The organism is Sutcliffiella halmapala (assembly GCF_002019665.1).
Lineage (GTDB): Bacteria > Bacillota > Bacilli > Bacillales > Bacillaceae_I > Sutcliffiella_A > Sutcliffiella_A halmapala.
This window is the reverse complement of record NZ_KV917375.1, coordinates 2,873,912-2,886,802: the sequence shown is the minus strand read 5'-3', so window position 1 is coordinate 2,886,802 and position 12,891 is coordinate 2,873,912. Positions and strand designations below refer to the sequence as shown.

Sequence of the window (12,891 nt, the reverse complement as noted above, 5' to 3'; positions counted from 1 at the left end):
GAAATACCATGCGGTGGGGTGAATACGTACTACATGGAAAAAGGGAAAGTAGTTACATTAGAAGATCGTGTACCTAAATTAAAAGAGCAAAGAAAACAAAAGGCTAACAGAAGGTTAATCCTATACTTATCCTTATTTTTCATCTTGTTATCTCTTATTATTTACTCACAATCTTCCTTAAGTAAGGTTTCCGCTATAAGTGTAAGTGAAAATCGACATGTGACGAAACAAGAGATTATTAATTTAACTGAGATCTCAAATGAGACAAGCATCTGGCGAGTGAATGAAGAAAAAGCATCTACAAGCATTCTTCAACATCAAGAAATTAAGGGTGCAGAAGTAAAGAGGAAATTCCCTAATAAAGTGGAAATTATCATTACTGAATATAATCGGATTGCTTATATATATGAAGATGGAGATTATTATCCTGTTATTGAAAATGGAAAAATACTAGCCTCAATGGAATTAGAGACATTACCTGATGATGCACCTTTAATGATGAATTGGAACCAAGGAGACAAAGTAGAAGAATTTATTGGAGAATTAATGAAGCTTCCTGAATCAATCATTTACGCAATTTCTGAAATCCATCATACACCAACAGAAATAGAACCATATCATATCACCCTGTTTATGAATGATGGGTTTGAAGTAAGTGCTACAGTCAGGGATTTTTCTACTAAAATGGCAGCTTATCCATCCATTATTGCTCAACTAGATCCTAACCAAAAAGGTGTTATTAACATTGAGGTTGGAACATATTTTAAACCTTATGAAACAGTTGGAGATGAAGAACAAGATGAAGGTGAACGGTAAACATGTCGTCTTATCCTTTGTATGTTTAGTACTTGGATTCATCATTTCCTATTCGTACCAATTAACTCAAGAGGAAGATAATAAAGGAACAGACAGACAATGGCAACGTGATTTTGCGATTCGTGAAACGCTAATTAAAACGGAAGAACGCAATTTAGAATTACAACAAGAGCTCTTGGATATCCAAGAAGAGGTAAGGAAAATAGAAGAAGAGCTCGCAACAGGGGAACAATTATTGTTTAACCTTGTAGAAGATGTAGAAAATCTTCGGATGTACAACGGAAACGTAAAGGTGCAAGGACAAGGTGTAGAAATAACCCTTGCGGATGCCTCATATGTGCCATCCGAAGAGAATGTAAATAACTATATTGTTCATGAAAGTCATGTATTCAAAGTAATGAACGAATTATTTATTTCAGGCGCATCTGCGGTCGCCATTAATGGTCAACGAATTACGAAAAACTCTTATATCATTTGTAATGGTCCTGTTATCACAATTGATGGTAATCAATTTCCAGCTCCCTTTGTCATAAGCGCCATAGGAGACCCAGAAGTACTTATTCCGGCACTTAATATCCTTGGTGGCGTAAAAGATCAATTAGTTGCAGATAATATAACAATTAAAATGATGGAAAAAAGTACGATCGTTTTAGATCCAGTCATTCAATAGATTAATTGGGCTTCATGCTTGATAAGGTTAGGTGTTCTAGGTGGTCAATCGTAAATTAAGTTTTACCATTATTACCGTAATCATAGGTTTAATGGTTGCCATTCAGTTTCAAACAGTTAAACAGCCTATCATCCGTGATACTCGTGATACATGGGAACTTAGAAGTGATTTAAAGAGAGAGCAAGAACTACAATCACAAATTATCCAGGAAATTAGAAAATATGAGCAAACCTTACAAGACTATACAAGGGAACGTAATGAATCAAAAGAAGTGGTTGTCCGAGATACACTTGATAAATTAAAAAAAGAAGCAGGGTTAACAGAAGTAAGTGGACCAGGCATAAAGTTGACCGTAAGACCACTTTTTGGAGAAGATATTCTTGGAGAAGTGCAGGAAAATATTTCAGCTGAGTTGTTACGTCGATTTGTGAATGAATTAAATTCGTATAATAGTGAACATATCTCTATTGCTGGTCAACGTATTGTTAGTAACACAGTGATTCGTGAAATTAATGGAAGAACTAAAGTTAATAATGCTTGGATTCCAAATGCTAATTTCGAAATAATTGTCATTACAAAGGATCCAACTAAGCTATACAATCGTTTGCAAGTATCACGAGCAATGGATGAATTCGCGATTGAAAACTTACTACTTGAAGTATCAACGCCCATTAATCATGTAACTATTCCGGCATACGAAGAGTCAATAAGAGTGAAATTTATGGAGCCGGTAAAGGCTGAAAAGGAGGGGAATTAATTATGTGGCTTCCACTCCTTGGGCTGTTGGTAGGAATAGTTTTAGGTTTATATTCTGAAATCCGAGTGCCGGATGAATATTCAAACTATTTGTCTATTGCAGTACTTGCTGCACTTGATACTTTATTTGGAGGAATACGGGCTCATCTTCAAAATAATTATGATGATAAAGTATTTGTTTCTGGTTTTTTCTTTAATATCCTATTGGCAGCAAGTTTAGCTTTTCTAGGTGTCCATCTTGGTGTAGACTTGTATTTAGCGGCAGTTTTCGCCTTTGGAGTAAGGCTATTCCAAAATATTGCAGTGATTAGAAGGATTTTATTATCCAAATGGTCACTTTCCAAAGAAAAAAATGAAAAAAAACAATTTTAATAAAGGGAAAACATCATGTGTGTGGAATACTTTTAGTATAATATGTTTTTCCTCTTGTTGTTCTATATAAATTGGGTGTTTTTAGTTGTAGAAGGAGGTGCCATAGAATGAACAGCAATGAAATTTACGTAAGTTTAGACATCGGTACATCCAGTGTTAAAGTAATCATTGGAGAAATGGTCAATGATACTTTAAATATAATTGGAGTCGGTAATGTTAAATCAACTGGTTTACGCAAAGGATCAATAGTAGACATAGATGAGACAGTTCATTCCATTAAAAAGGCAATTGAGCAAGCAGAAAGAATGGTTGGCCTACCTATTAACCGAGTGGTGGTAGGGGTCACAGGAAACCATGTACAACTGCAGGATTGCCATGGAGTGGTAGCAGTCTCTAGTGATAATCGAGAAATTGCAGATGAAGATATTGCAAGAGTTATTGATGCAGCACAAGTCTTTTCCATTCCTCCTGAGAGAGAGATAATTGACTGTATTCCGAAACAATTTATTGTGGACGGATTAGATGAGATTACTGATCCGCGTGGAATGTTAGGTGTCCGCCTTGAAATGGAAGGCACAATCATTACGGGCTCCAAAACGGTTTTACATAATTTATTACGCTGTGTGGAAAAAGCAGGTCTGGAAATTACAGATATTTGCTTACAGCCACTCGCCTCAGGATCCATTGCTTTGTCAAAGGACGAGCGAAGTCTTGGTGTAGCATTAGTCGACATAGGTGGTGGTTCAACTACTGTCGCTGTTTATCAAGATGGATTTTTAAAAGGCACTAGTGTAATACCTGTAGGCGGAGAATATATCACAAAAGATATATCGATTGGACTGCGTACTTCAACGGAAGATGCTGAAAAAATCAAAATAAAGCATGGACATGCATTTTATGACCATGCCTCTGATGAAGAGGTTTTTAGTGTTCCTATTATAGGAAGCGATCAACATCAACAATTTAGTCAGTTAGAAATTTCTGATATCATTGAAGCTAGAATGGAAGAAATCTTTGATCTTGTACAACATGAGATTAAGAGAATGGGTGTTAGAGAGATTCCAGGTGGATTTGTTCTAACAGGCGGTGTTGCAACGATGCCTGGAGTATTAGAACTAGCACAATTAATCCTAAATAACAATGTACGAAAAGCTGTTCCAGATTATATTGGTGTGAGAGAGCCCCAATATACAACAGGTGTAGGACTTATCCAATTTGCATATAAAAATGCAAAGCTTCAAGGAAGAAAAATCGAGTCTACTTCTGCCTCTGAAGAAAATGTAGAAAAGCGCAGTGCAAAACCAACACAACAAAAAGGAAAGCAAACCAAACAGGTGAATGAAGAAGAAAAGGTAGGAACAAAAGTAAAGAAATTTTTTGGTCTTTTCTTTGATTAATAGTTTGTTAATTTGTTAGTACTTTCTTAGAAATAGGAGGAACAGTCATGTTAGATTTTGATACTAATATCGATCAATTAGCTACCATTAAAGTAATCGGAGTAGGTGGCGGTGGAAATAACGCTGTTAACCGTATGATAGAGCATGGTGTTCAGGGCGTAGAATTTATCGCTGTCAATACAGATGCTCAAGCACTAAACTTGTCCAAAGCAGAAGTGAAAATGCAAATCGGAGGCAAGCTGACTCGTGGACTTGGTGCGGGTGCCAATCCAGAAGTCGGGAAAAAAGCTGCTGAAGAAAGTAAAGAACAACTAGAAGAAGTGCTAAAGGGATCGGATATGGTATTCGTAACCGCAGGAATGGGTGGAGGTACAGGTACTGGAGCAGCTCCTGTTATCGCTCAAATCGCTAGAGATCTGGGTGCTTTAACAGTTGGGGTTGTAACAAGACCATTTACTTTTGAAGGCCGCAAACGTGCGACCCAAGCTGCTGGCGGTATCGCATCAATGAAAGAAGCAGTAGACACACTAATCGTTATTCCTAATGATCGTCTATTAGAAATTGTAGATAAAAACACGCCAATGCTTGAAGCATTCCGTGAGGCGGATAATGTTTTACGTCAAGGTGTACAAGGTATCTCTGATTTAATCGCAACTCCTGGATTAATTAACCTTGATTTTGCTGATGTAAAAACAATTATGTCTAATAAAGGTTCTGCTTTAATGGGTATCGGTGTTGCAACTGGTGAAAATCGTGCAGCAGAAGCAGCAAAAAAAGCTGTTTCTTCCCCACTTTTAGAAACTTCTATCGATGGAGCTCAAGGTGTTCTAATGAACATTACAGGTGGAACAAATTTAAGTCTTTATGAAGTACAAGAAGCAGCTGATATTGTAGCAAGTGCTTCTGATCAAGAAGTAAACATGATCTTTGGATCTGTTATTAATGAAAACTTGAAGGATGAGATTGTCGTTACTGTTATCGCAACTGGGTTTAGTGAGGCTGAAATAAATCACACTAAACAAGGTGCTCGTCCAGTATTCGGTGCACAAAAATCACCAGTCCAAAAACGCGAAGTGAAACGTGAAGAGCCTGTTCAACAGGAAACTACACGTCAACAGCAACAATCACAACCTCAACCACAAGTTGAGGAAACATTAGACATCCCGACGTTCCTACGAAATAGAAATCGTCGTCGTTAATTAAAAAAGTATAGGCGAGGCTCATATAGATCGGCTCCGAAAAGAGTGTGAAATCCAATTAAACGGATTCGCACTCTTTTTTTCTTGTATTAATAGAGAGGGACTTTCAACTAGCTTGGATTAGAATAGATGTTAATGGGCTCAGAAAATGATGGGACACGCTCACAAACAGTGCCAACCGGCTCAGAAAACGAGGAGACTGGCTCACAAACAGCCCAAATCGGCTCACAAATTGGGGAAACCGACTCACAAAGCTCCAATCGGCTCAGAAAACGAGGAGACTAGCTCACAAACAGCCCCAACCGGCTCAGAAATCAAGAGAACTGACCCACAAACCCCAAGCCCCACTTAGAAACCATATAAACTTGCCCTGAAACCCTCCTCCTACTACATAAATCATTTTAAACTAGCAATCCAGTAGTGTTCCTACATTCCCAATAATGTTAACAAAAGAGTCATTAGAGCCTCGTAAACGTACTTTACTCCAAGCGCTTCACAATTACCTAGCATACTCCGACAAAATAGCTAGAAATCCCTCAAAAAATATATTCTACTATCGGCACAAACTGACAGACTTTCTAAGAGGTAGTAATATATACTAGTTTCAAATACAAAAAGGTATAAATGAGGGAATAACTTGACCGTTTATTTAGATGCCATTTGGCTTTTAAACTTTGGTTTTGATTTTCTACTTTTAAAAATTACTGGGTTAATTTTAAAACGTCATATTGCTACATGGAGATTGGTATTAGGGGCATTGATTGGTTCATTAATTGTTGTTCTTATGTTTACTCCTCTCCAGATGATTGTAACAAATGTTTTCGTGAAGTTACTGTTTTCATTATGTATGATTTTCGTTACCTTTGGATTCCATCGCCTTCGTTACTTCATAGAAAATCTCACTGTATTCTACGTCACAACGTTTGCAGTTGGCGGCGGAATGTTTGCATTTCATTACTTTTTAAGAGTAGATCATCAATTTGCAAATGAAACCATCATGACATTAACAACTGGTCTTGGTGATCCAGTTTCCTGGTTATTTGTAATAGTTGGGTTTCCTCTCCTTTTGTATCTCTCTCAGAAGCAATTTAGCACAGTTGAAACAAGGAAATTTCGCTACGATCAACTGGCTACTATTACGATTAGCCTTGAAAAGGAAGTGATTACTTTAACTGGCTTAGTTGATAGTGGAAATCAGCTTCAAGATCCCATAACCAAAACTCCCGTTATGATTGTAGAAGTAACGAGCCTTGTAGAAGTGATCCCAGAAGAAATTGTACATGCTATGCGATCAATTGAACAAACACAAGGTTGGCCAACATTTTCTGATGAAACAAAGTGGGTGGATCGAATTCGAATTATTCCTTATCGTGCAGTAGGGAAAGAAACGACATTGATGTTAGCAATTAAACCGGATAAGGCAATTATTTTACATGACAACAAGCAGTACGAAACAAATAAATTCTTAATAGGCCTTACACAGACGCAATTATCTTCTGAAGGAGATTATAAATGTATCTTGCATCCTAAAATGCTCCAGGGAGAAGTAGTCGAACACGTTTCATAATAAGGAGCCGTTCTTACTATATAAATGCTCATGAGTGTATTATTAGAAGGAGGAATTGAGTTGGGAAAGCTGAAAATAAAATTCACCTATTTATGGTATAAGCTTCTAATAAAATTGGGTCTGAAAACAGACGAAATTTACTATATAGGTGGAAGCGAAGCACTTCCACCTCCCTTATCCAAAGAAGAGGAAGCACATCTATTAGTAAAGCTTCCAAAAGGAGACCAGGCAGCACGTTCTATACTTATTGAAAGAAATTTAAGACTTGTTGTTTATATCGCCAGAAAATTTGAGAATACCGGTATTAATATTGAGGATTTAATTAGTATTGGTACTATCGGACTTATAAAGGCAGTAAATACGTTTAATCCCGAGAAAAAAATTAAGCTTGCAACCTATGCTTCCCGCTGTATTGAGAACGAGATTCTTATGTATCTAAGAAGAAACAATAAGGTTCGTTCGGAAGTATCCTTCGATGAACCTTTGAATATTGACTGGGATGGAAATGAATTACTTTTATCCGATGTTTTAGGTACGGATGAAGACATCATAACGAAGGATTTAGAAGCGAATGTTGATCGGAAGTTACTTCTGAAGGCATTAGAGCAGTTAAATGATCGTGAAAAGCAAATAATGGAGCTTCGATTTGGCCTAATTGGTGGAGAGGAAAAGACCCAAAAAGATGTTGCAGATATGCTGGGGATTTCTCAATCATATATTTCTCGTTTAGAAAAGAGAATCATAAAAAGGTTACGTAAAGAGTTTAATAAAATGGTGTAAAATATTTTTTTATAAAATTTTCCAGTATTTATAAGGCTTCAACTTATTTGTCAGAATTGATAAATTTTCGCTTGTGCATATTTTTCCCTCCAGAGGAGATACTTAACTCTGAACAGCAACTCCTGTTAGGAGGGGAAAGAATGACACGTAATAAAGTAGAAATCTGCGGAGTAGACACCTCTAAGCTTCCTGTCTTAAAAAATGAAGAAATGCGGAAATTATTTCGAGCAATGCAAAGTGGTGAACTATCTGCAAGAGAGAAGCTTGTTAATGGAAATCTAAGGCTTGTTCTCAGTGTTATTCAGCGGTTTAACAACCGTGGTGAATTTGTAGATGACTTATTTCAAGTTGGATGCATTGGGTTAATGAAATCCATTGATAATTTTGATTTAGGTCAAAATGTAAAGTTCTCTACATATGCAGTACCCATGATAATCGGGGAAATTAGACGCTACTTAAGAGATAATAATCCGATTAGAGTTTCTCGTTCCTTGCGCGATATTGCTTACAAAGCACTTCAAGTGAGAGAACGATTAATGAGTGAAACATCAAGAGAACCTACCGCAGAAGAAATATCGAAAGTACTTGAAGTGCCTCATGAAGAGATTGTTTTCGCTTTAGATGCAATTCAAGATCCAGTTTCATTATTTGAACCAATATATAATGATGGAGGAGACCCAATTTATGTGTTAGATCAAATTAGTGATGAAAAAAATAAGGACATACAGTGGATTGAAGAAATTGCTCTTAAAGAAGGAATGAGACGTCTCAATGACAGGGAAAAGCTCATTTTAAGAAAACGATTTTTTCAAGGAAAAACACAGATGGAAGTTGCTGATGAAATTGGAATATCGCAAGCACAAGTTTCTCGACTTGAAAAAGCCGCGATAAAGCAAATGAATAAAAATATTCAAAGTTAATTGATTGTCATGATAAAAATGAAAATGTATAAATAAGGCACCAAATAATTCCTAATAACATTAGGAATTATCTGGTGCCTTCTCTATTTTACAGTGTAAGAAAGCAAAAAACACGCTTAAGGGGAAGGCGTTTAAGCAAGGGAGGTGACGTCCAGCTCCATTGCCTTTGTTCTCGAAAATTCATCGATATCCGAAAATACCTTTCATGAACTCTGATACAAGTATCATATAGTAGATTAAGATGCTTTTTATTGGAGGAATGGATATGGTCAAAATATCAGATTTCCAAATGAAAGATGTAGTAAGTGTATCCGATGGGAAAAAGCTTGGAAATATTGGGGACATCGATATAAATTTAACGAATGGAAAAATTGAAGCTATTATTATTACAGGCGGAGGTAAGATGTTGGGCTTTTTTGGGAAAGATGAAGAAGTTGTGATTCCATGGCGAAATATAGTTAAAATTGGTGCAGATGTAATCTTAGTGCGTTATCAAACGACAGTAGAAACAGCCTACGAGGAGTAAGAAGTGCGAAAATTCGTGTCGAATCTTACTTAACCATTCTAATTTAGATGAAAAATGTGGTACAATGTGTAGGAATATGTGTGAAACATAAAAAGAAGGTGTCAACTATGTTAGAGCCTTTTGTTCAAGAAACAGAACAAATTTTATCCATCCCAAGTTGGAAAACTCTCGAAAGTAAATTGGTAGTTGGATTTTCAACGAAAAATGGGGGAGTTAGTGAAGGTCCTTTCACTTCCTTAAACATGGGATTACATGTAGCAGATCATGTGGATTCAGTGCGACAAAACAAGCTTATTCTTGCTGATTCCTTAAATTTCCCGACATCGAGTTGGGTCGGCTGTGACCAAGTGCATGAAGCGAAAATCGAAAAAGTAAATCACACTTCTATTGGTAAAGGTGTCCTCTCATATGATAATGCGATACCTAAAACAGATGGAATTTATACAGATAAGAATGACATACTACTAACCTTATGTTTTGCGGATTGTGTTCCATTGTATTTTTTTGCACCAGAAAAATCTCTTATTGGATTGGCACATGCTGGTTGGAAAGGTACCGTGAAAAACATTGGAGCAAAAATGGTAGAGTTATGGAAGGAGGAGGGGGTTGCTCCCAATGAAGTAAAGGCTGTCATCGGGCCCTCCATTTCCGCTTCTGCCTATGTAGTAGATGATTACGTACTTAATCAGGTTAAGTCGGTTTTACCACCTTCCATCCATCATGTTGTCTATAATGAGGTATCTTGCGGGCAGTATGAATTGGACCTAAAAAGAGTAAACAAAGAATTGCTCTTAAAAGCAGGTGTAAAGGAAGAGAATATTAGTTGTAGCTCTTTTTGTACAAGCACTCACGATACACTGTTTTTCTCTCATCGTAGAGATAAAGGAAAAACGGGTAGAATGATGAGTTTTATTGGAATGAAAGGGGTACAGAGAAATGAGTAATGCTTTTTCTGTTAAAGCGAATCTCGAAGAAATCAAAGAAAACATTCGCATTGCTTGTCTACATAAAAACCGTAATCCTGAGAATGTCAAAATAGTTGCGGTGACGAAGTATGTGTCTGTGGAAAGAACGGAAGAGGCATTTGCAAGTGGAATCACAGATTTTGGTGAAAACCGAGACGAGGGTTTACTTGAGAAATTCGAGATACTTTCGAAAAACGCTTCCTGGCATTTTATTGGTTCATTGCAAACAAGAAAAGTAAAGAAAATAATTGATAAGGTCGATTATATCCACTCTTTAGATAGAGTCTCCTTAGCGGAAGAAATACATAAGCGTGCAACTAAAAAGGTAAAATGTTTTATTCAATTAAATGTTTCTGGAGAAGAATCGAAGCATGGAATAGCTCCTCATGACGTAGCTGACTTTGTGAAAGAATTAGCTCCGTTTACTAATATTGAAATAGTAGGTTTAATGACGATGGCTCCTTACACCGAGGATGAAGATACCTTACGAAAATGCTTTCGTGAACTTAAGAACTTACAAGAATGCATTCAAACCATGCAATTACCATTTGCACCATGTACAGAATTATCCATGGGAATGTCAAACGACTATATGATAGCAATCGAAGAAGGAGCAACCTTTATTCGAATTGGTAGTGCGCTTGTTGGGAACGAACATTAATTTGGAGGTGTAAGGAATGACAATTAAATCAAAATTCAAAAGTTTTTTTGCCTTAGAAGATGAATATGAGTATAAAGAACAAGAAGAATATGAAGAAGAAGAGACAATTGAGGAACCAAGAAGGACTAGATCTGCTTCTTCATCTAAACAAAATGTAGTTAGTTTACAAAGCGTTCAAAAATCATCCTCCTCAAAAGTGGTGCTTTTTGAACCAAGATCTTATTCAGAAGCGCAAGATATTGCTGATCACTTAAAAAGTCGCAGAGCAATCATTGTGAATCTACAAAGAATAGATCATGACCAAGCGAAACGAATTGTCGATTTCCTAAGTGGAACTGTTTATGCTATTGGAGGAGACATTCAACGTGTTGGCCAAAATATTTTCTTATGTACACCAGATAACGTAGATGTCTCAGGATCTATTTCTGAAATTATGCAACAAGAGCAGGAAGACTATAGTGATAAGAGGTGGTAGAGACTTATGGGGTTAGTTTTTAATTTAATAGAACAGCTTGTCGGTTTTTATATGATTGCATTAATTATTTATATATTTATGTCCTGGTTTCCAGGTGCAAGAGAGTCCTCGATTGGTAGGGTGTTAGGTAGAATTTGCGAACCTTATTTAGAAATGTTCCGTCGAATTATTCCGCCATTAGGTATGATTGATATTTCCCCTATCGTAGCAATTTTAGTATTGCGTTTTGCGATGCAAGGGCTTGGTCAACTATTCATAATGTTAGGATTAGTGTAAATGTGTTGAAAACTAAAAGTAGGGAATCAGTAAAGGTTCCCTACTTAATTTTTTGCTAATTGTTGAAGTTGTTGATGTGATGGTGATAAGAATGAGTATTTATCAACATTTCCGCCCAGAAGAACATGACTTTATTGATCAAGTTCTGGAATGGAAGGAAACGGTTTTAGAGCAATATGCTCCCAAGCTTACTGATTTTTTAGATCCCCGGGAGCAGGAGATGGTTAAAAGTGTTATCGGAAGCAATGAAGAAGTGAAGCTCGATTTTTTTGGCGGAGCTAGTGGAGCTGAAAGAAAAAGAGCCTTTCTTTACCCTGCTTATTATTTGCCTGCTATGGAAGATTATCAAGTGAAAGCTTATGACTTATCCTACCCAGACAAATTTGTACAAATTGAGCACCGTCAAGTACTGGGGTCGTTAATGGGTATTGGTTTAAAGCGCAGTAAGTTTGGCGATATCTATTTTCATGATAAGCATGTTCAGCTTGTTGTAGGGGAAGAAGTAAGTTCGTACATCGAATTACAACTTCAAGAAGTCGGAAAAGTGAAAGTTTCATTGAAAAGTATTCCAATAACAGAGCTTGTTAGTCAGGAATCCGACTGGGAGGAGCAGTCTACTACAGCTGCATCCCTTCGATTGGACGTTATTATTGCCTCGGTTTATAACCTATCGAGACAAAAGGCCCAAATGCTCCTTAGTGCAAAAAAAGTGAAGGTGAATTGGAAGTTGATTGAGCAATCTTCCTTTGAATGTCAAGAAGGGGATATCATTTCCCTTCGAGGCTTTGGTAGAAGTAAGTTAATAACGGTTGATGGAAAAACGAAAAAAGATAAATGGAGAATTATTGTAGGAAAACAAAAATAATTCGACAGCGAGAAGGAATTTGCTTGGCACTGTCGAATATTGTTTACTAACAGTAGAGACTTTAATGGAGGTGGCATCTATGCCCTTAACACCGCTTGATATTCATAATAAAGAGTTTAATAAATCTTTCAGAGGTTATGATGAGGATGAAGTAAACGAATTTCTTGATCAGGTGATAAAAGATTATGAATTAGTCATTCGTGAAAAGAAGGATTTCGAAGAAAAGGTAAAGGAATTGAACAGTCGTTTATCTCATTTTAACACCATTGAAGAAACGTTGAACAAATCCATCCTTGTTGCGCAAGAAACGGCAGAAGATGTGAGACGAAATGCACAAAAAGAAGCTAAATTAATCATTAAAGAAGCAGAAAAAAATGCAGATCGTATCATTAATGAATCTTTATTAAAATCTAGAAAGCTTCAAGTGGAAATTGATGAACTGAAAAAACAATCAAAAGTATTTAGAAATCGTTTCAAAATGCTTGTAGAAGCACAATTAGAGCTAATTGACAATGACGATTGGGAACATCTAATGGAATACGAAGAAAAAGAAAAAGAATTAGAAGAAAATAGAGTATAACCTTGACTAAATTAGGCTATATTCAGTATAATAACGAAACAAATTAATCTTTTTTTATTGCTAATA

Annotated in this window: 16 protein-coding genes; all 16 read left to right on the top strand. The window is 36.6% G+C overall.

The window, feature by feature from the left end; genetic code table 11:
• The first annotated feature begins 33 nt into the window (after positions 1-33).
• The 16 genes from BK580_RS14245 to BK580_RS14165 all read left to right on the top strand — a co-directional run bounded on the left by BK580_RS14245 (position 34) and on the right by BK580_RS14165 (position 12,825).
• The gene (locus tag BK580_RS14245; RefSeq protein WP_078380981.1) at positions 34-816 is read left to right on the top strand and encodes a cell division protein FtsQ/DivIB; all 783 of its coding nucleotides are present in this window, start codon (positions 34-36) and stop codon (positions 814-816) included.
• Entirely contained in the window at positions 800-1,486 is a 687-nt protein-coding gene (locus tag BK580_RS14240; RefSeq protein ID WP_078380980.1) for a DUF881 domain-containing protein, read from the top strand. Before BK580_RS14245 ends, BK580_RS14240 begins: the two co-directional genes overlap by 17 nt.
• Positions 1,487-1,526: 40 nt before the next feature.
• Positions 1,527-2,243: a DUF881 domain-containing protein gene (locus tag BK580_RS14235; RefSeq protein WP_139364904.1), complete on the top strand. Its 717-nt coding sequence runs from the start codon at positions 1,527-1,529 to the stop codon at positions 2,241-2,243.
• 2 nt (positions 2,244-2,245) lie between these two features.
• Positions 2,246-2,614 (top strand): small basic family protein, encoded by a 369-nt coding sequence (locus BK580_RS14230; protein ID WP_078380979.1) that lies wholly within the window; start codon positions 2,246-2,248, stop codon positions 2,612-2,614.
• A 107-nt stretch (positions 2,615-2,721) separates the two neighbouring features.
• Positions 2,722-4,011, top strand: coding sequence for a cell division protein FtsA (gene ftsA, locus BK580_RS14225; protein WP_078380978.1), 1,290 nt, complete (start codon positions 2,722-2,724; stop codon positions 4,009-4,011).
• A gap of 47 nt (positions 4,012-4,058) precedes the next feature.
• The gene (gene ftsZ / locus BK580_RS14220) at positions 4,059-5,210 is read left to right on the top strand and encodes a cell division protein FtsZ (RefSeq protein WP_078380977.1); all 1,152 of its coding nucleotides are present in this window, start codon (positions 4,059-4,061) and stop codon (positions 5,208-5,210) included.
• A 637-nt stretch (positions 5,211-5,847) separates the two neighbouring features.
• Positions 5,848-6,777, top strand: coding sequence for a sigma-E processing peptidase SpoIIGA (spoIIGA, locus tag BK580_RS14210; RefSeq protein WP_078380975.1), 930 nt, complete (start codon positions 5,848-5,850; stop codon positions 6,775-6,777).
• A 60-nt stretch (positions 6,778-6,837) separates the two neighbouring features.
• Positions 6,838-7,557: an RNA polymerase sporulation sigma factor SigE gene (gene sigE / locus BK580_RS14205; protein WP_078380974.1), complete on the top strand. Its 720-nt coding sequence runs from the start codon at positions 6,838-6,840 to the stop codon at positions 7,555-7,557.
• A gap of 140 nt (positions 7,558-7,697) precedes the next feature.
• A complete protein-coding gene (gene sigG / locus BK580_RS14200; RefSeq protein WP_078380973.1) occupies positions 7,698-8,477 on the top strand; it encodes an RNA polymerase sporulation sigma factor SigG in 780 nt (259 codons plus the stop codon).
• Positions 8,478-8,742: 265 nt separating this feature from the next.
• Positions 8,743-9,003, top strand: coding sequence for a YlmC/YmxH family sporulation protein (locus tag BK580_RS14195; protein ID WP_078380972.1), 261 nt, complete (start codon positions 8,743-8,745; stop codon positions 9,001-9,003).
• 107 nt (positions 9,004-9,110) lie between these two features.
• Positions 9,111-9,947 (top strand): peptidoglycan editing factor PgeF, encoded by an 837-nt coding sequence (pgeF, locus tag BK580_RS14190; protein WP_078380971.1) that lies wholly within the window; start codon positions 9,111-9,113, stop codon positions 9,945-9,947.
• The gene (locus BK580_RS14185; protein ID WP_078380970.1) at positions 9,940-10,629 is read left to right on the top strand and encodes a YggS family pyridoxal phosphate-dependent enzyme; all 690 of its coding nucleotides are present in this window, start codon (positions 9,940-9,942) and stop codon (positions 10,627-10,629) included. Before pgeF ends, BK580_RS14185 begins: the two co-directional genes overlap by 8 nt.
• Positions 10,630-10,645: 16 nt before the next feature.
• Positions 10,646-11,104, top strand: coding sequence for a cell division protein SepF (locus BK580_RS14180; protein ID WP_078380969.1), 459 nt, complete (start codon positions 10,646-10,648; stop codon positions 11,102-11,104).
• Between the two features lie 6 nt (positions 11,105-11,110).
• Complete coding sequence (locus tag BK580_RS14175) at positions 11,111-11,380, top strand: YggT family protein (RefSeq protein ID WP_078380968.1); 270 nt, start codon at positions 11,111-11,113, stop codon at positions 11,378-11,380.
• Positions 11,381-11,471: 91 nt separating this feature from the next.
• Positions 11,472-12,245, top strand: a complete 774-nt coding sequence (locus tag BK580_RS14170; protein WP_078380967.1) for a YlmH family RNA-binding protein — start codon at positions 11,472-11,474, stop codon at positions 12,243-12,245.
• Between the two features lie 79 nt (positions 12,246-12,324).
• Positions 12,325-12,825, top strand: a complete 501-nt coding sequence (locus BK580_RS14165) for a DivIVA domain-containing protein (RefSeq protein WP_078380966.1) — start codon at positions 12,325-12,327, stop codon at positions 12,823-12,825.
• Positions 12,826-12,891 lie beyond the last annotated feature (66 nt).